An 18,850-nucleotide genomic window follows, 5' to 3' on the forward strand; every position below is an offset into this window, starting at 1 on the left:
TCGTTCGGCAGCGTCAGCGCTGCGGCATCGTGCTGGTGGTGATCGGAACGGGAAGCGCCGTTGCTCCCTCGAGGAATCGATCCACTGCCGCCGCGCATGCGCGACCCTCGGCGATGGCCCACACGATGAGAGACTGGCCACGCCCCATGTCGCCGGCGACGAACACGCCGTCGACATTGGTGGACCACTCCTCGGAGCGGGCGACGTTGCCGCGCTCGTTGAGGTCAACACCGAGATCCGTGAGCAGGCCCGGCTTCTCGGGCCCGACGAAGCCCATCGCGAGGAGGACGAGATCGGCTTCGAGTTCGAAGTCGCTTCCCTCGACCTTTTCGAAACGGCCGTTCACCATGCGCACCTCGTGGGCGCGGAGACCCGTGACCTTGCCGTCCTCGCCGACGAACTGCTCGGTGTTGACGGAGAAGACGCGGTCGCCACCCTCTTCGTGTGCCGAAGAGACGCGGTACATCAACGGGTACGTCGGCCACGGCGTCGAGTCGGCGCGCTGCTCCGGCGGGCGCGGCATGATCTCGAACTGGCTGACGCTCACCGCACCCTGACGGTGTGACGTACCGAGGCAGTCGGCACCGGTGTCGCCGCCACCGATGATGACGACCTTCTTACCTTCCGCCGTGATGGTCGGCGCGGGGAGGTCACCGAACTGGACACGGTTGGCGATCGGCAGGAACTCCATCGCCTGATGGATCCCGTCGAGTTCGCGTCCGGGAATGGGCAGATCGCGCGCCACCGTCGCACCGCCGGCGAGGACCACGGCGTCGAACTGCTCGCGCAGTTCGTCGGCCGTGATGTCGACCCCGACATTCACTCCGGTCCGGAAGACGGTGCCCTCGGCCTCCATCTGTGCGAGACGGCGGTCGATGAACCGCTTCTCCATCTTGAACTCGGGAATGCCGTAGCGGAGCAGTCCGCCGATGCGGTCGGCCCGCTCGAACACCGTGACCGTGTGCCCCGCGCGCGTAAGCTGCTGCGCCGCAGCAAGTCCTGCCGGACCCGACCCGACGACCGCCACCTTGCGACCGGTGAGCTTCGACGGCGGCACCGGCTTGACGCGGTTGTCCTCGAAGGCCTTCTCGATCAGCTCGACCTCGACCTGCTTGATCGTCACCGGATCCTGGTTGATGCCCAGGACACACGACGCCTCACAGGGTGCCGGGCACAGCCGCCCGGTGAACTCCGGGAAGTTGTTGGTGGCGTGGAGGCGTTCGATGCCGTCCTCCCACTTGCCCTTGTACGCCAGGTCGTTCCACTCGGGAATCAGGTTTCCGAGCGGACAGCCGTTGTGGCAGAAGGGAATACCGCAGTCCATGCAGCGGCTCGCCTGGACCTGGAGGGTCTCGAGCGGGAAAGGCTCGTAGACCTCCTTCCAGTCGAGCAGCCGGAGGGGGACGGGACGACGGACCGGAGTCTCGCGCGACCCGTGCTTGAGGAAGCCGCTTGGATCACCCACGAGCTGCCTCCATGATCGCCTCGTCCACGTTCCCACCACGAATGGTGGCGTCCTTGATAGCCATGAGCACCTTCTTGTAATCGCGAGGCATGACCTTCGCGAAGTGGCTGACCTGTTGTGACCAGTCGGCCAGGATGCGGGCTGCAACGTCGGAGCCCGTTTCGTCACGATGCCGTTCGACCGCGCCCTTGAGCCAGACGAAGTCTTCGCCCTCGAGATCCTCGAGGTCGACCAGCTCGGTATTCAGGTTGTCCTCGAAGTCCTTGTCCGGGTTGTACACGAACGCGACGCCACCGGACATGCCCGCACCGAAGTTGCGGCCGGTCTTGCCGAGGATGACGACCTTGCCACCCGTCATGTACTCGCAGCCGTGGTCGCCGACGCCTTCGACGACGGCCGTGGCTCCGGAGTTGCGGACTGCGAAACGCTCGCCTGCGACACCGCGGATGAGAACCTCACCGCCGGTGGCACCGAACAGGATCACGTTGCCGGCAATGATGTTGTCTTCCGGCACGAATCCCGGTGCGGCGTCGAGCGGGGGACGCACGACGATGCGGCCACCCGACAAGCCCTTGCCGACGAAGTCGTTCGCGTCCCCGTACAGGCGCAGCGTGATACCGCGAGGCACGAAGGCACCGAAGCTGTTACCGGCCGATCCCGTCAACGTGATGTCGATCGTGCCGTCCGGCAGGCCGTCCTTGCCGTACTTCTTGGTGACCTCGTGGCCGAGCATCGTGCCGACCGTGCGGTTGACGTTCGCGACGGCCGTGTCGATCTCGACGGGCGTGCCGGACTCGAGAGCCTGCTGCGCCTTGGCGATCAGGTCGTTGTCGAGCGCCTTGTCGAGTGCGTGGTCCTGTTCCTTGGTGCAGTGCATGTCCTGCTCGCCGTAGATCGGCGAGGTGACCTTCTGCAGCAACGGCGACAGGTCCAGCTTCGACGCGCGGTAGTGGTCCACGGCCTTGCGGGTGTCGAGGCAGTCGACCTGCCCGATCGCCTCGTCGAGACTGCGGAAGCCCAGCTCCGCGAGGTACTCGCGCACCTCTTCGGCGATGTAGAGCATGAAGTTCTCGACGAACTCCGGCTTGCCGGTGAAACGCTTGCGCAGCACGGGGTTCTGCGTCGCGACACCCACGGGGCAGGTGTCGAGATGACAGACGCGCATCATGACGCAACCCGAGACCACGAGCGGCGCGGTGGCGAAACCGAACTCCTCGCCTCCGAGCAGCGCCGCGACGATGACGTCGCGGCCCGTCTTCATCTGGCCGTCGACCTGCACCACGATGCGGTCGCGAAGACCGTTGAGCATGAGCGTCTGCTGGGTCTCGGCCAGGCCGATCTCCCACGGTGCGCCGGCGTGCTTGAGCGAGGTCAGCGGCGACGCGCCGGTGCCACCGTCGTGACCGGAGATGAGCACCACGTCGGCATGCGCCTTGGACACGCCCGCCGCGACCGTGCCGACGCCGAGTTCGGACACCAGCTTCACGTGGATGCGGGCTTGCGGGTTGGCGTTCTTCAGGTCGTGGATCAGCTGGGCCAGATCCTCGATGGAGTAGATGTCGTGGTGCGGCGGCGGCGAGATCAGGCCGACACCCGGCGTGGAACCACGCACCTCGGCGACCCACGGGTACACCTTGTGCGGCGGGAGCTGTCCACCCTCGCCGGGCTTGGCGCCCTGCGCCATCTTGATCTGGATATCGGTGCAGTTCGTCAGGTAGTGCGACGACACACCGAACCGGCCGGACGCGACCTGCTTGATCGCCGAGCGCCGCCAGTCGCCGTTCTCGTCCGGCGTGAAGCGGTCGGGATGTTCGCCGCCCTCACCGGAATTCGATCGGCCGCCGAGACGGTTCATCGCGATCGCGAGAGTCTCGTGGGCCTCCGACGAGATGGAGCCGTAGCTCATCGCACCGGTGGAGAACCGCTTGACGATCTCGCTCGCCGGCTCGACCTCCTCGAGAGGCACGGCGGGGCGCAAACCGGTCTTGAACTCGAACAGGCCACGGAGCGACGCGAGCTGCTGCGACTGGTCGTCGACGAGCTTCGTGTACTCCTTGAACACCTTGTACTGACCGGTGCGGGTGGCGTGCTGGAGCTTGAACACCGTGTCCGGGTTGAACAGGTGGTACTCACCTTCACGACGCCACTGGTATTCACCGCCCACCTCGAGCTCGCGGTGCGCGTGCTCGGACGGCCGGTCGAGGAATGCCGACCGGTGACGGGCTGCCACGTCGTGGGCGATCTCTTCGAGGCCGACGCCCCCGAGCTGCGACTGCAGGCCGGTGAAGTACTCGTCGACGAGGTCCTGCGACAGGCCGATGACCTGGAACAGCTGCGCGCCCGTGTACGAGGCGAGCGTGGAGATGCCCATCTTGGACATCACCTTGAGGACGCCCTTCGACGCGGCCTTGATGTAGTTGGCGATGGCCTTGTCGAGGGTCATGCCCTCCGGCAGGTCGCCGTTCTGCAGCAACTCGTCGATGCTCTCGAACGCCATGTACGGATTGACCACGGCCGCACCGAAACCGCACAGCGCGGCGATGTGGTGCACCTCGCGGGCGTCGCCCGCCTCGACGAGCAGACCGACCTGCGTGCGCGTCTTCTCCCGCACGAGGTGGTGGTGCACCGCGGAGGTGAGCAGCAGCGACGGGATCGGCGCGAGCTTCTCGTCGGACTCGCGGTCCGACAACACGATCAGGCGTGCGCCCTTCTCGATGGCCTGGGACACCTGCGCGCGAATGCTCGCGAGCGCCCGCTCCAGACCGGCTCCGCCTTCCGCGACCGGGTACAGGCCGCGGATGATGACGCTGCTGAAGCCCGGGAACTGCTTCTCGTCGTTGACGTGGATGAGCTTCTGCAGATCGTCGTTGTCGATCACCGGTGCGGAGAGCAGGATGCGCCGGCACGACGCGGCGGTGGGGTCGAGCAGGTCGCCCTCGGGCCCGAGCATCCCGCCCATGCTGGTGACGATCTCTTCGCGAATCGCGTCCAGCGGCGGGTTGGTCACCTGCGCGAACAGCTGGGAGAAGAAGTCGAACAGCATCCGCGGCCGCGACGACAGCACAGCGATCGGGGTGTCGGTGCCCATGGAACCGAGCGCCTCACCACCGGTGGCAGCCATCGGCTTGACGAGAAGGTCGACCTCTTCGTTGGTGTATCCGAACACCTGCTGCCGCAACACCACCCGCTCGTGCGACATGTAGGTGTACTTCGACTGCGGCAGGTCTTCGAGACGGGTGACGCCCTTCTCGACCCACTCCTGGTACGGGAGTTCGGCGGCGAGTTCGCGCTTGATCTCCTCGTCTTCGACGATGCGGCCCTTGGCCGTGTCGACGAGGAACATCCGGCCCGGCTGCAGGCGCCGCTTGCTCACGATCTTCTCGGCGGGGATGTCGAGCACACCCACCTCGGACGCCATCACGACCAGGCCGTCGTCGGTGACCCAGGCGCGCGACGGGCGCAGACCGTTGCGGTCGAGCACCGCACCGATGACGACACCGTCGGTGAAGCACACCGACGCGGGGCCGTCCCACGGCTCCATGAGCGCGGAGTGGTACTCGTAGAACGCACGACGGGCCGGATCCATGGCCGTGTTCCGTTCCCACGCCTCCGGGATCATCATGAGCACCGCGTGCGGCAGGCTGCGGCCACCGAGGTGGAGAAGTTCGAGAACCTCGTCGAACCGCGCGGTATCCGAGGCACCCGGGGTGCACACCGGGAAGATCTTCTCGAGCTTGTCGCGACCGCCGAAGATGTCGCTGTCGATCAGTGCCTCACGTGCACGCATCCAGTTGGCGTTGCCCGTGACGGTGTTGATCTCGCCGTTGTGTGCGACGCGGCGGAAGGGATGCGCGAGAGGCCACGACGGGAAGGTGTTCGTGGAGAAGCGCGAGTGCACCAGACCGAGAGCCGACTCGACGCGCTCGTCCTGGAGGTCCACGTAGAAGCCCTTGAGCTGCGGCGTGGTGAGCATGCCCTTGTAGACGAAGGTCGACGCCGACAGGCTCGGGAAGTACACGGTCTCGCGGCCGGGGCCGTCCTCGCCGGGGCCCTCGTGTCCGAGTTCGTGCTCGGTGCGCTTGCGCACCACGTAGGCACGGCGCTCGAGGTCGATGCCGGTCAGGGCGCGGGCGCCCGACGCGACGAAGATCTGGCGGAAGGTCGGCATGGCGTCGATCGCCATGGAGCCGAGTTCCGACTCGTCCACGGGCACCTCACGCCAGCCGAGGACCTCGAGGCCCTCTTCCTCGACGATGCGGTTCACCTGTGCAACAGCCTCATCGGCGGCTTCCGTGCCCTTGGGCAGGAAGGCGATACCCGTCGCGTAGGCGCCTTCGGCGGGAAGGTCGAAGTCGACGACAGCGCGGAAGTAGGCGTCGGGAATCTGAATGAGGATGCCGGCGCCGTCGCCGGTGTTCTGCTCCGCTCCCGCAGCACCGCGATGCTCCAGATTGACGAGCGCGGTGATCGCCTTCTCGACGATGTCGCGGCTTCGGCGACCGTGCATGTCGACAACGAACGCGACGCCACAGGAATCGTGCTCGTTCGAGGGGTGGTAGAGCCCTTGAGGCCCGGGGAGAAGAGTCATACCTAGCCTTCGTTGCGTGCGATAGCACCGACGACCAGCAGCGCTGATGGCCATCTACTGCCGTAGACGGGTATCGGCCGGGTGTCCCGATACCTTCGACACCGCCAGTATCCGCTCATCCGCGACGGTGCGGGTGCCTTTTGTCGGCAGCACGAGACGGGTCTGGCGACCGGTGGGACATCGTGGGCCCACCGCTCTGGAGGAAACGATATGCCAGGTCACCGGGGGTAATGCAACATAGGCTGCCCTACCTTGGGGCTGACCTGCGTAAATGCCCCGTTGACACGCCTGTGACGAGCCGTTCACATAACCGCGGTTCGCTGCAGGACGGCGTCGAGGATCCTGCCGATGCCGGTCTGCGGGTCCGTCGCGTCGTCCTCGGAGGTGAGGCGGTGGAGGATCACCCCGTCGACGTAGTCCACCACGATCTGCGCGGCGGTCTCGGGGTCGTCGGCGCCGAGCGCGGCAAGGATTTCCCTGCCCCACGCCCGCAGTTCTCCGCGCCTCGCTCCCACCGACTCGCGCAGAGCCGGGACCGTGGTCGATTCGACGAACAGCGCCAGTCGCGCGCGGGTGCGCACCGCGTCCGGACCGGTCGCGTAGAGCACGTACTCCCGCAACAGGACCTCGAGGCCTCGCCGGTCCGGTGCCGTGCCGTCCGCCGTCAGTGCCGCCAGATCCTGGCGATCACGTTCGAGGAGGCGATCGAGTACCCCCTCGACGAGTGCACCCCGGGTCCGGAAGTAGTTCGACGTCGAACCTGCGGGAACACCCGCACGTGCGTCGACGCGGCGATGGGTGAGGGCACGCACCCCGTCCCCTCCCAGAACCTCGATGGCGGCGTCGAGCACAGCGGCACGCTTGTCGGTCACGGTCCCAGCATAAACCGGTCACTACGTTTGTAGTGACACCACACTACAAACGTAGTAGATTGCGGTGCATGAGCGGGACACACGCAGGGAAGGCCGCGATTCTCGGTGGGGGCATCGGCGGGCTCACCGCTGCGAACGCACTCGTCCGCTTCGGCTGGCACGTCGACGTATTCGAACGCGCGGAGGGCCTGCCTCCCACCGGAACCGCGCTGGGACTGTGGCCCGAGGCACTTGCCTCGCTCGAGGTCGCCGGCCTCGGAGGCGAGGCCGAGAAACGGGGAGTGCTGCAGACCTCGGGGTGGTTCCTGCGCTGGGACGGCCTGCCCATCGCGCGCCTCGAGAATCTCCGGCGGCCCGCCGTCCTCCTGTCGCGGCCGCCGTTGCTCGAGCTCCTGTCCGCCGGGTTACCGGATGGCACAGTGCACTTCGGTCACACTGCGCCGGCGGCACCGGATCTCTCCGGATACGACGTCGTGGTCGGCGCCGACGGCATCGGGAGCGCGACCCGCGACGCCCTCTTCGGGTCGCGGTTCCGGCCGGTCTACACCGGATTCACCGCATGGCGAGGATGGGTCGACGGGCGTGCCGCCTCACTGAGCGAAAGCTGGGGACCGAACGCGCTGTTCGGGATCACACCCCGGGACGGCGACCTCACCAACTGGTTCGCGGCGGTCCGCGCGCCGGCCGACTCGACCGGCGGTGTTCCCGACCTCCGCGAGCGCTTCCGCGAGTGGCACCCCGCGGTCCTCGACGTACTCGATCGCCTCGACCCCTCTATGGTGCTGCATCACGACCTGTACCAGTCGCCACCGCTGCCGTCGTACGTCCGCGGCAAGGTGGCCCTCATCGGCGACGCCGCACACGCGATGGCACCCAACCTCGGCCGCGGTGCCTGCGAGGCGATCGTCGACGCCTCCGCGCTCGCCGTCCTGCTTCGCGACCACCCCGTCGCCGAAGCCCTCCATCGCTACGACCGCGCGCGCCGGCACCGCACCCAGCGACTCGTGCGGGCCTCCCGGATGCTGGCCGGGGTCGCGACCGCCACCCGGTTCACCACCGCGCGCAACGCGGCGGTGCGCGCCACCTCGAGATTCGCCTGACGCCCCGGGTTCCTTCGAACCGAACCCACGGCCCTCCGCCGCGTCGTAGCGTTCGGGCGCATGAGCCCCGAATTGGAAGGGCACGGTGGCGATCACGCCGCCGCTGTGGCCCGCGCACACGGTGTGGAGACGATGTTCACCCTCTCCGGCGCCCACGTCTTCCCCCTGTACGACGCCGCGGTGAAAGGCGAGTCGAGGATGCGTCTCGTCGACGTGCGACACGAGCAGACGGCGGTGTTCGCGGCGGAGGCGACCGGCAAGCTCGAGCGGCATCCGGGCCTTGCGGTACTCACCGCCGGGCCGGGCGTCACGAACGGGATCAGCGCCGTCACGCAGGCCCACTTCGCGGGCTCGCCACTGGTCGTACTGGGCGGCCGCGCCCCCAATGCGCGCTGGGGCACGGGCAGTCTCCAGGAACTGGATCAGCCCCCGTTGTTCCGGTCGGTCACCAAGTTGTCGGAGACGGCCCGCACCGTCGGTGAGGTCGGCCCGACGGTGGATGCGGCGTTCACCGCGGCCGAATCCCCGCATCGCGGACCGGCTTTCGTTGATGTCCCGATGGACGAGCTGTACGGACGAGTGACGGCGCCGCGGCCGCAGGCGCATGTGCGTTCCCGCCTCGAGCCGGATTCGGAGGACCTGGCCGAGATCGCCCGGCTGCTGACCAGCGCGGAACGGCCCCTGCTCGTCCTGGGCACCGATGTGTGGGCGGACGGCGCCGAGAACGCGGCCCTCTGGTTCGTCGACGAACTGGGCATACCGGTGATCACCAACGGCATGGGACGCGGCATCGTCCCCGGCGGTCATCCGCTGCTCGTCAGCAAAGCACGGAGCGCGGCGGTCGGCACGTGCGATCTCGTGCTGGTCGTGGGCACCCCGCTGGATTTCCGGCTCGGGTACGGACGGTTCGGAGGCCGCGACGGCGGGCCGGCCGCCCAGGTCGTGCACATCGCGGACTCCCCCGGCCAGATCTCGGCACATGCCGAACTCGCGGCCTCCGCGGCCGGGGATCTCACGGCGTGCTTCGACGGCATTCTCTCGGCCTTGCCCGCAAGGCCGGATATTCGGGCGTGGGCGGACCGGTTGCGCGCTCTCACGCTCGAGGCGGCCGCTCGCGATACCGCGCTGCTGTCCGCCGACTCGGACCCCATCCATCCGGCCCGCATCTACGGTGAGCTTCTCCCGCGCCTGGCCGACGACGCCGTCGTCATCGGGGACGGCGGTGACTTCGTGTCCTTCGCGGGAAAGTTCGTCGAGCCGCGAAAGCCGGGCCTGTGGCTCGACCCCGGACCGTACGGATGCCTCGGTGCCGGTCTGGGGGCGGCGATCGCGGCGCGGATAGCGCGGCCGTCGAGCCAGGTCGTGTTGCTGCTCGGCGACGGAGCCGCCGGGATGTCGCTGATGGACGTCGACACCCTGGTGCGGCACCGGCTGCCGGTGGTGATCGTGGTGGGGAACAACTCGGCGTGGGGGCTCGAGAAGGGGCCGATGCAGATGTTGTACGGGTATGACGTCGCGGCAGACCTCACCCCCGGCACCCGCTACGACCAGGTAGCGGTCGCGTTGGGTGCCGGGGGTGAGATGGTCGCCGATCCCCGGGCGATCGGCCCGGCCCTGGACAGGGCTTTCTCGTCGGGGGTCCCCTATGTGGTGAACGTTCTCACCGACACGGAGGCGGCCTATCCTCGCGCGACCACGGGCATCTGAAAGGCCCGTAAACAACAACTGGCCGCAGCGATGAACATCAGCTGCGGCCAGAGGTAACGAAAGAATAACGCGGAGCTTTCGAAACCGTAAGTCGCGCTCAGGTGAACTCTGTCACATCGCGGTTCGTTCCCAGACTCGGTGGGTACCGAGCAGCTCCAACACCGCGCTGACGGCGTCTTCCGGACCGGTCGCAGAGACCACGCCCGGTGCCGCGACGCCCTCGAACAACGCCCGGCCGTCGCCCCACGCGGCAACCGCCTTCTGATGCCGGAGCGTCTCGTCGACGAGGAGCCGTGCCCGCGGGTCGGGTGCGGGGGTGGCGAAGAGAACCGCGTCGAACTCGACGGACCGTGCGGTGAGGAACGTTCGGGAGATCGGAACAACGCCGCCGAGCTTCCCGCCGTGCGGTGCGATGACCAGCGGCACACAATCCGCGCCGTCGATCGCCTTCACCGCGGCCTGCACCTGATCGAGGTCGCTGGTGTCGTCCGCGACGACACCGATGATGCGGCCCTGAACCGGCCATGTCTTGCCCACCTGCGACAGCGCCGGGCTCGGGGCAGGATCGACGAGTTCGATCGTGGGTGCGGGCGCCTCGAGACCGAGCCCTGCCGCCACCGTCGCGCACAGATCGGCGTCGATGTTGGCGAGGATCTGGAGCTGACGCTCCTTGATCGTCTGCTCGTAGCACTTGCCGAGTTCGAAGGTGTACGCGTACGCGACGTGTTCCTTCTCGATCTCCGACAGGCTCTTGTAGAACTGGCGGACCTGCGAGTAGTGGTCGTCGAAGCTCCGCGAGAGGGCGCGTTCCTTCTGGGCCGCCGGCAGCTCGACCGGGAAGTCGATGAAGGCCCCTTCGTCGGCACCGGCGAAGAACGGACATCCCCCGTCCAGCGAATTCGGCTTGTACGGCGCGACGCCCTTGTGGACCGCGTGCTGGTGGAACCCGTCGCGCAGCATGTCGTTGACGGGGGCGTGCGGGCGGTTGATCGGAATCTGGCCGAAGTTCGGCCCGCCGAGCCGGGTGAGCTGGGTGTCCAGGTAGGAGAACAGGCGCCCCTGCAACAGCGGGTCGTCGGTGACGTCGATACCGGGCACGAGGTGGCCGGGATGGAACGCGACCTGCTCGGTCTCCGCGAAGAAGTTGGTGGGGTTGGCGTTGAGCTCCATGGTGCCGATGATCTGCACCGGAGCGAGTTCTTCCGGCACGATCTTCGTCGGGTCGAGCAGATCGATGCCCTCGAAGGTCTGTTCCGGATTGTCGGGGAACACCTGCACCCCGAGATCCCATTGCGGGTATGCCCCGGCCTCGATGGCGTCGGCCAGGTCGCGGCGGTGGTAGTCGGGGTCGAAGCCGTTGATCATCTGGGCTTCTTCCCACACCAGGGAGTGCACGCCCAAGCGCGGCTTCCAGTGGAACTTGACGAGAGAAGTCTCGCCCGCCTCGTTGACGAGCCGGAAGGTGTGGACGCCGAAGCCCTCCATCATCCGGTACGAGCGCGGAATACCGCGGTCGGACATGTTCCACATCGTGTGCGCGGTGGCCTCGGTGTGGAGCGAGACGAAGTCCCAGAACGTATCGTGCGCGCTCTGTGCCTGCGGAATCTCCCTGTCGGGGTGCGGCTTTCCGGCGTGGATGACATCCGGGAACTTGATGGCGTCCTGGATGAAGAACACGGGAATGTTGTTACCGACCAGGTCGAAAGTGCCCTCGTCGGTGTAGAACTTGGTCGCGAATCCACGCGTGTCGCGAACGGTGTCCGCCGAGCCTCTCGAACCGAGAACAGTCGAGAACCGTACGAAGACAGGCGTTTCCGCGCCCTTCTTCAAGAACCCGGCACGGGTCACCGTCGTGGCTGCACCGTTGGCGCGGAACACTCCGTGAGCGGCGGCGCCTCGCGCATGGACTACACGCTCGGGAATGCGTTCGTGGTCGAAATGAGTGATCTTTTCGCGGAAGTGATGGTCCTGCAAAAGAACAGGCCCGCGTGCCCCTGCCTTGAGGGAATGATCGGTATCGGTGAGACGCGCGCCCTGCCCGGTGGTGAGGAATGCGCCGCTCTGGGCGCGGGCACCGTCGATGTCGACCTTGTTGCCCGTTGCGGTCACGCCCGCCGGCTGCTGCTGGTCGGGCTTCGTTCCGGGAGCATCAACCGGTGTCGTGGGTTCTGTGAGCTGTGGCTCGATGGACGCGGGTGCGCCCGGAACCTTAGGGGGTTGCCCTGCCATATCGAAAACTCCGATCGGTAAGTGCGCGATGGTTCTCTTCGAGTACCCGAATGCCCCCGCGACAAACCGATTCGGCGCGCTCTCAATCCTGTGTGGTCTCCTGGGTCTCACCGAGCATCTTCTGTATCTCCCCTTCCGTGCGTGTCTTGCCTATTCCGGCCGCCGACAGCACGCCGGAACCGTTCTCCACTTCGAGCACCGCGAGAAGGATGTGCTCGCTCCCCACGTAGTTGTGCCCGAGGCGCAGCGCCTCCCGGAACGTCAGCTCGAGGATCTTCCGGACCTGCGCGTCGTACGGGATCAGTTCGGGCATCGACTCACTCGACGGAGCAGGCAGGGCGCTTGTGATCGAGGTGCGCAGCGCCTCGAGATCGATCCCCTGGGCAATGAGCGCCTGCGCAGCGAACGAGTCCGTGTCGGTGAGGAGGCCGAGAGCGAGGTGCGCCGGCGCGATCTCGGGGTTGCCCGCGGCCCGGGTTGCGTTCATCGACGCCATGACGACGTTCTTGGCACGTGGCGTGAATCGGGAGAACCCCTGCTCGGGATCCAGGTCGTTCTCTCGCTTCGGAACGAATCGCTTCTGGGCCGCCTGTTTGGACACGCCCATGCTGGCGCCGATCTCGGACCACGACGCTCCCGAGCGTCGCGCCTGATCGACGAAGTGGCCGATGAGGTGATCCGCGATGTCGCCCAGGTGATCTGCGGCGATCACGGCGTCGGAGAGTTGGTCGAGGACGTCGGGATGGACTTGCTTGATTCCTTCGATGAGGTCGTCGAGCCGGATGGGATGGGTCGGTCGTAGGGGTTCCATGCGTCAACGCTAGGTTGACGATCCAGGCTCGTCAACCCTTGGTTGACGGCCGTTCCGGCTCAGGTAGCGGGGCTCAGGCGCCGCCCTCCGGTTATCGTCGAGTGCATGACGCGACGAGTGAGTGTGTGGGGCGGCGGGTTCTGGCTGAGCGGAAAGACCCGGGAGGCTGCGCTCGACGCGGCCCGTGAACTCGACGATCTGGGCTACGAGCGACTGTGGACGTCGGGTGGATTCGGCGAGGGCGTTCCGCCCGTGTACGGCGAAGTCCTGAATGCGACGACGCGCCTCGGCGTCGCGAGCGGCATCGTCAGCATCTGGCATGCGGAACCGGCCGACGTTGCCGCGACCGTCGCGCGCTTCGAGGAGGAACACCCGGGCCGGTTCCTGCTCGGCGTGGGCACCAGCCATGCTCCCGTCGTCGACGCGAAGGCTGCGCACACCTACACCAAGCCGTACAGCCACATGGTCGAGTACCTCGACGCGCTCGACGCCGCCCAGCCGCCGGTTCCCGCCGAGCGCCGTGTCCTCGCGGCCCTCGGCCCGCGCATGCTCGCCCTGTCGGCGGCACGAGCGGCCGGCGCTCATCCGTACTTCGTTCCTGCCGAACACACCGCACAGGCACGCGAAATCCTCGGAGCCGGTCCGTTGCTCGCCCCGGAGGTCGCCGTCGTGCTCGAGAGCGACGAGGACACCGCTCGTGGCATCGCGCGCGAATACATGCGCGGCTACCTGTCACTGCCGAACTATTCGAACAACCTGCTGCGTCTGGGGTACACCGAGGACGACGTGGCCGGGGGAGGCAGCGACCGGCTGATGGACGCGCTGATTCCGTGGGGCGATCTCGACTGCGTCGTCGCCGGCATCGACAAGCATTACCGCGCGGGCGCCGACGAAGTGGCCATCCAGGTGCTGACCGCCGATCCCAACGCGTTCCCGGCCGCCGACTACCGCGAACTGGCAGCGGCACTCATCAGCTGAACGCCGTCCCGCGGAGCGTCAGTCCGTGCGCTCGAATCGGTCCGGGAGCCGGAGGTAGAGACGGTCGACGAGGGGAAGCAGCGCAACGGTGATGCCCGTGACGACGAGCACGCCCAGGGCGAAACCCGAGAGCACGTCGTGCACGTAGTGCACGCCGCCGGCGACCCGGGAGAATCCCAGCAGCACCGCCACGGGCGCAACGAACCAGATGATGCGCGGGACGGCCAGAACGCAGGCGGTCGCCAGCGACGCGGCGATCACCGAGTGGTTCGACGGCCACGACCAGTCGCCCACTTCGGGGCACTCCAGGACGGTCGTCACGTCGAATGCCCGGCACGGCCGGGGCTCGGTGATGACGAGTTTGACGAGCTCACTCGTCAGGTACGCCACCACGGCTCCTGCGCCACCGGCCACCATGATCCGGAGCGCTCCGCGGTCGCGCAGCCAGGACCGCACCGCCAGCACCGCAAACGTCGCGACCAGTACCAGCGGCCCCTTCTCCGCGACCACACCCGCCAACTCCGCCAGCGGCGACGCCCCGATGGTGCGGGCGATTGCGGTGTACAACTCCTCGTGCAGAGGGACAGCCGCCAGTGCGAGGACAGCCAGGACGACGGCGGTGAGCATCGCACGCCGGAGCGTCGCCCGGGACAAGCGCGTGCGAACGGCGGGTGAAGCCTCGACGAAACTCATGGGCACGACGCTATCGCGGCCCTGCACCGAGGCGTAGACCGGCAGGCGACCGCGATGCAGTGGCCCGACCGATCGCTACTCGGCCGTTTCCAGGGAGTCCTCCTCCGCGTAGTGCGCGAGAAGTTCTTTTTCGCCGTCGCGCTTCGGGTACACGAAGAACACCAGCAGAGCTCCGAGGACCACGATCACGATCGCTGCGGCGTACGCACGATCGTCACCGTCGAGAAAGGCGGTGCGGGCCGCGGACATGATCTGCTCCGCATATTGCGGGTTGCTCTCCGCGACATGCACAGCACCGGCAAACGACTTCTCGAGGGCTGCCTGCGTTTGCTCGCTGACGGACTGAGCGTCCGGTGCGCTTGCGATCGTCGCCGCCCACGAAGCGGTGTAGCCGGCAGTCAGGAGTCCACCGAGAGTCGACTGCATGATGGCGCCACCCAGGTCCCGCTGCAGATCCGAGGTACCCGACGCCATTCCGGCCCGTGAGACCGGAACCGAACTCGTGAGCGAGTGGGAGGCGGGTGTCCCTGCGAGGCCGATGCCCGCACCGATCAACATGAATACGAGGGCGATCGACCAGTAGCGGGCGTTCTCGTCCCACAGCACCAGCGCCAGGACCAACGCGAGCGCAATCGGCACGTATCCCGACAACAACGTGAACCGCGAACCGTACGCCTCCACGAGTTTCGCGGACTGCGGCGCCACCAGCACCATCACCGCTGCGGCCGGCAAGGCAGCCGATCCCGCCGCCAGCGTCGAATATCCGAGAACGTTCTGCAGATACTGCTGGCTAACGTACATCGATCCCATCAGCGATCCGAACACGATGATGCCCGCCACCGCCGCGACCCAGAAGATTCGGCGGCGCGCGACCCGCAGGTCGAACAGCGGGTTCGGCGCCCGAAGCTGGCGGATGACGAACACGGCCCCGGCTGCCAGTGCGATCACACCCGCGGAGATGGCGGTGGTCTGCATACCGCTCACCGGCGCGAAGGTGATGCCGAGAACGAGCGACCCCACCATCACGACAGACACGACCCCGCCGAGGTGGTCGACCGGAGCGGTGGACTCGTTGACGTGCCTCGGGACGAACACGATTGTCAGGAGGAGGGCAGCCACCGCCAGCGGAATCGTCACCAGGAAGACCGATCCCCAGTAGAACCACTCGAGCAGTGCTCCTGCCACGAGCGGGCCGAGCGACGTGAGACCACCGCCGATGGCGGACCACAATGCGATCGCCCGGGTCCGCGCCGCACCCGACCACAACGCGGTGATCAAGGCCAGCGTTGTCGGGAAGGCCAGTCCCGCGGATATGCCACCGAGCACCCGCGCCAGAAACAACACCTCGGTGGTCGGCGCCAGACCGGCGAGTAGCGAGATCGGCACCGACAACGTCATGCCCAGCACCAGCATCGTTTTTCGGCCGTAGCGGTCGCCGACCGCACCGAGATAGAGCACCGACCCCGCCAAACCCAGCGAGTATCCGACCGCGATGAGGTTCAGGTCGGTCTGGCTGCTGTCGAATGCTTTCCCGATATCGGGCAGGGCCACATTGGCGACGGCGAGATTGAGATTCGCGACCGCCGCGACGAGGATGAGCGTTCCCAGCACCAGTGGCGCGCGGGCGGGCTTATCCGTCGTGGATGGGAGCACGAGAAACAGTGTGCGTCCTGCGACTCCGCGGGCACGCGTTGTTCGGCGAAGTGGTCCGTCCACGCCGAACCTGCGCCCGGAAAGTCACCGGGAACGAACAATTTTGTGCACCAACGGTTTGATCGTGACAAAACGGGTATAACCACCTCGGCAAAGAAGCAGTATGGGCTAGTCAATCTCTCTACCGAAGTCTCAAGGAAGGACCCGCGCGATGCTCGGACTCGGAATCCTCGGCTGGATCATCATCGGTGGTTTGGCCGGTTGGATCGGCAGTAAGTTCATGGGCACTGACGCCCAGCAGGGCATTCTCCTCAACGTTGTTGTCGGTGTGATCGGCGGCCTGATCGGCGGCTTCCTCCTGAAGCTGTTCGGTGTCGATGTCGAAGGCGGTGGGCTGATCTTCAGCTTCCTGACCTGCCTCCTCGGCGCTGTGATCCTGCTGTTCCTCGTCAAGGCTGTCACCGGCCGTGGTGTTCGCCGCTAAAGACTGAGGTAGCTCTTCCTGGGCCCGCCGACGACGCCGGCCCTCGAAGACTCTTCAACTCACCGACAAGGAAATGCCGGGCCCGCACGGCCCGGCATTTTCGTTGTCTCCGCCACAGCCCGCTTCGTTTCGGGGCCTGCCGGCTCGGGTATTTCATGCCGTATGAGTATCGAAGATGGGCCCGGCGACACCCTCAGCCCGAGCGAGGGTCTCGACGCGGACGAAGTACGCAATGACGACGGCGACGAAGTTGTCGATCCGCCCGAAGGATGGAGCGAAGCCGACAAATTCGGCACCACACAGCGCGAAGAGCAGGAAGGCGAATCGCTCGACCAGCGGCTTGCCGAAGAAGAACCCGACATCGAGCCCGAAACACCGCCGGAAGTGCCGGTCGCGGTGATGCCGGACGACGAACTCACCGAAGACCTCGTGGACGAGGTCATCGATGAAGATCCGGACGAGGACGACGGCACCGTCAAACATGCGGAAGTAGTCGACGGGGTCATAGTCGAGGATTCCCGCGTGGACCGCGGCCAGATCGACGGTAGCCCCGAAGACGGCGAGTCGATCTTCCCCATCGTCGAGTAACAAAGGCGCAGATGCTCCGCGTCCCCGGCGGGCGCGGGGCATTAGCCCTGCAGCCTCGCGGGGCCTTACGTGCAGGACCGTGACCGAGCGGTCGGACACCGAGCGGTCGGACTCAGCCGGACGATTCCGCTTATTCTGCGTCGACAGCCTTCTCGAGGGGAATCGGATGATCGTCGATGCGGCCGCAGCAGGGGGTATCGCCCTCATCGAGCTCGGCATGGTGCTCACCCCCGGGCCGAACATGGTCTACCTGACGTCCCGCGCGATCGGACAGGGCCGACGCGCCGGCCTGGTGTCGTTGGCGGGCACGGGGGTGGGATTCCTCTGCTATCTGCTGATGGCAGTTGCCGGTCTGTCTGTCGTGTTCGGCGCGGTCCCTGCGGCGTTCACCGTGCTGAAACTGGCCGGCGCTGCGTATCTCGTATACCTGGCCTGGGGAATGATCCGCCCCGGCGGACGCGGCCTGTTCTCCCCTCGCGAACTGGATCCGGTAAGCGATCGCCGGCTCTTCGGGATGGGCCTTCTGACCAACCTGCTCAACCCGAAGATCGCAGTGATGTACGCCGCGCTGCTCCCCCAGTTCGTGTCTCCGGAATCGGGCCCGGTGTGGCTGCAACTCCTCCAACTCGGCGCGGTCCAGATCGTGATCGCAGTCGCTGTCAACGGGATGATCGTGCTCGGAGCGGCGAAGATCGCGGGTTTCCTGTTCGCCCGGCCGCGCGTGATGCTCGCCCAGCGATGGGCTGCCGGGACACTTTTGGCGGGTTTCGCAGTGAAGACTGCGCTCGGCAAAGGACCTGCGCCCGCCTGAGACTGCGCCGCCAGCCGGTAACGGGGGAGAACCGTCGATACTCACGAATTCGAACCCATCGCAGCCTCGCTCACATACTATCGGTTTGAATACGACGATATATCAATCCTACGGTTTGTTTTCGTTTCCGCGGAGTAGGCCTGCGGATACGTGCCTCGGCTCACTACCTTGAAGAAACCGGATCCACATCGGCCGGAAGGAAACGCTGATGTCCGATAATCCGAATCCAGGCAACACCGGATCACCCGGCCCCGGCTATTACCGCGACCCATCGGGAGTGATGCGCTGGTGGGACGGAGCCCGGTGGACCGATAGCGTCCAGAACAGCGGTCCGTCCCCGTCTGCGCCCCAGCCACCACCCTCTCGGCCGCCGGAGAAGTCGCACACGCTGCGCAATGTCCTGCTCGCGCTGATCGCGGTGTTCGTGCTGGCAATCGGCGGGTGCGTCGCTCTCCTGGCGTTTGCGGGAAACGAGGTCAACGAGGCGATCGAGTCAGCAGAGGTGGACGACGCTGCTCCGGGCGGCCCCGACAACCCGCTGACGATTGCCGAGGGGCAACCGTTCGAGGTCTCCGGATTTCAATATGCGCCCGGATGGTCCGTTACCCAGGACACGCTCGGTAACGCACAGGTGGAGGGTCTTCGAGTCACGAACGCGCGGGACGAGACGGACAGCGCGATCGTAGAAATCAAGTTCATGAACGGAAGCGAAGTGGTGGCGCTGGTCAACTGCACGACGGAACAGATTCAGGTGGGGCAAACCACGTCCCTGAACTGCTTTGGTGCCGACGACTTTCCGGCGACGTACGACCGGATCACCATCAACGACGCCTTCTGATCGGGTTCCTGCGGTCGGCGAGCTCAGGACACA

The 18,850-nt window shown here is 66.6% G+C and carries 14 protein-coding genes; 7 read left to right on the forward strand and 7 right to left on the reverse strand.

What is annotated here, in order from left to right; translation table 11 throughout:
* Window positions 1-13: 13 nt before the first annotated feature.
* The 3 genes from HF877_RS09205 to HF877_RS21615 all read right to left on the reverse strand — a co-directional run bounded on the left by HF877_RS09205 (window position 14) and on the right by HF877_RS21615 (window position 6,925).
* Window positions 14-1,465: a glutamate synthase subunit beta gene (locus HF877_RS09205; protein ID WP_169620858.1), complete on the reverse strand. Its 1,452-nt coding sequence runs from the start codon at window positions 1,463-1,465 to the stop codon at window positions 14-16.
* Entirely contained in the window at window positions 1,458-6,053 is a 4,596-nt protein-coding gene (gltB, locus tag HF877_RS09210; protein WP_169620859.1) for a glutamate synthase large subunit, read from the reverse strand. The genes HF877_RS09205 and gltB overlap by 8 nt, the downstream gene beginning before the upstream one ends.
* A 302-nt stretch (window positions 6,054-6,355) precedes the next feature.
* Window positions 6,356-6,925: a TetR family transcriptional regulator gene (locus HF877_RS21615; RefSeq protein ID WP_169620860.1), complete on the reverse strand. Its 570-nt coding sequence runs from the start codon at window positions 6,923-6,925 to the stop codon at window positions 6,356-6,358.
* Between the two features lie 68 nt (window positions 6,926-6,993).
* On the opposite strand from HF877_RS21615, the gene HF877_RS09220 reads away from it, so the two are divergent.
* Window positions 6,994-8,025, forward strand: a complete 1,032-nt coding sequence (locus HF877_RS09220; RefSeq protein ID WP_169620861.1) for an FAD-dependent monooxygenase — start codon at window positions 6,994-6,996, stop codon at window positions 8,023-8,025.
* 60 nt (window positions 8,026-8,085) lie between these two features.
* Window positions 8,086-9,732: an acetolactate synthase gene (locus HF877_RS09225; RefSeq protein WP_169620862.1), complete on the forward strand. Its 1,647-nt coding sequence runs from the start codon at window positions 8,086-8,088 to the stop codon at window positions 9,730-9,732.
* Window positions 9,733-9,843: 111 nt separating this feature from the next.
* Here the strand turns inward: HF877_RS09225 and HF877_RS09230 are convergent, their stop codons facing one another.
* Together HF877_RS09230 and HF877_RS09235 are read right to left on the reverse strand one after the other, a co-directional pair.
* Window positions 9,844-11,961 (reverse strand): catalase, encoded by a 2,118-nt coding sequence (locus HF877_RS09230; protein ID WP_169620863.1) that lies wholly within the window; start codon window positions 11,959-11,961, stop codon window positions 9,844-9,846.
* Window positions 11,962-12,043: 82 nt separating this feature from the next.
* Window positions 12,044-12,772, reverse strand: coding sequence for a Clp protease N-terminal domain-containing protein (locus tag HF877_RS09235; RefSeq protein ID WP_169620864.1), 729 nt, complete (start codon window positions 12,770-12,772; stop codon window positions 12,044-12,046).
* A gap of 105 nt (window positions 12,773-12,877) precedes the next feature.
* Here HF877_RS09235 and HF877_RS09240 point away from each other — a divergent pair, with 105 nt between their 5' ends.
* Window positions 12,878-13,750: a TIGR03620 family F420-dependent LLM class oxidoreductase gene (locus HF877_RS09240; RefSeq protein ID WP_206036873.1), complete on the forward strand. Its 873-nt coding sequence runs from the start codon at window positions 12,878-12,880 to the stop codon at window positions 13,748-13,750.
* 18 nt (window positions 13,751-13,768) lie between these two features.
* On the opposite strand, the gene HF877_RS09245 is transcribed toward HF877_RS09240, so the two are convergent.
* Together HF877_RS09245 and HF877_RS09250 are read right to left on the reverse strand one after the other, a co-directional pair.
* Window positions 13,769-14,443: a phosphatase PAP2 family protein gene (locus HF877_RS09245; RefSeq protein WP_240952198.1), complete on the reverse strand. Its 675-nt coding sequence runs from the start codon at window positions 14,441-14,443 to the stop codon at window positions 13,769-13,771.
* Window positions 14,444-14,518: 75 nt separating this feature from the next.
* Window positions 14,519-16,096, reverse strand: a complete 1,578-nt coding sequence (locus HF877_RS09250; RefSeq protein ID WP_346765099.1) for an MFS transporter — start codon at window positions 16,094-16,096, stop codon at window positions 14,519-14,521.
* A gap of 211 nt (window positions 16,097-16,307) precedes the next feature.
* Here HF877_RS09250 and HF877_RS09255 point away from each other — a divergent pair, with 211 nt between their 5' ends.
* The 4 genes from HF877_RS09255 to HF877_RS09270 all read left to right on the forward strand — a co-directional run bounded on the left by HF877_RS09255 (window position 16,308) and on the right by HF877_RS09270 (window position 18,817).
* Complete coding sequence (locus HF877_RS09255) at window positions 16,308-16,580, forward strand: GlsB/YeaQ/YmgE family stress response membrane protein (RefSeq protein WP_169620865.1); 273 nt, start codon at window positions 16,308-16,310, stop codon at window positions 16,578-16,580.
* A 162-nt stretch (window positions 16,581-16,742) separates the two neighbouring features.
* The gene (locus HF877_RS09260) at window positions 16,743-17,168 is read left to right on the forward strand and encodes a hypothetical protein (RefSeq protein WP_169620866.1); all 426 of its coding nucleotides are present in this window, start codon (window positions 16,743-16,745) and stop codon (window positions 17,166-17,168) included.
* Window positions 17,169-17,337: 169 nt separating this feature from the next.
* Window positions 17,338-17,979, forward strand: coding sequence for a LysE family translocator (locus tag HF877_RS09265; RefSeq protein ID WP_169621076.1), 642 nt, complete (start codon window positions 17,338-17,340; stop codon window positions 17,977-17,979).
* A gap of 208 nt (window positions 17,980-18,187) precedes the next feature.
* Window positions 18,188-18,817, forward strand: a complete 630-nt coding sequence (locus HF877_RS09270; RefSeq protein ID WP_169620867.1) for a DUF2510 domain-containing protein — start codon at window positions 18,188-18,190, stop codon at window positions 18,815-18,817.
* Window positions 18,818-18,850 lie beyond the last annotated feature (33 nt).

This window comes from Rhodococcus sp. BL-253-APC-6A1W (assembly GCF_012843405.1).
GTDB lineage: Bacteria > Actinomycetota > Actinomycetes > Mycobacteriales > Mycobacteriaceae > Rhodococcus.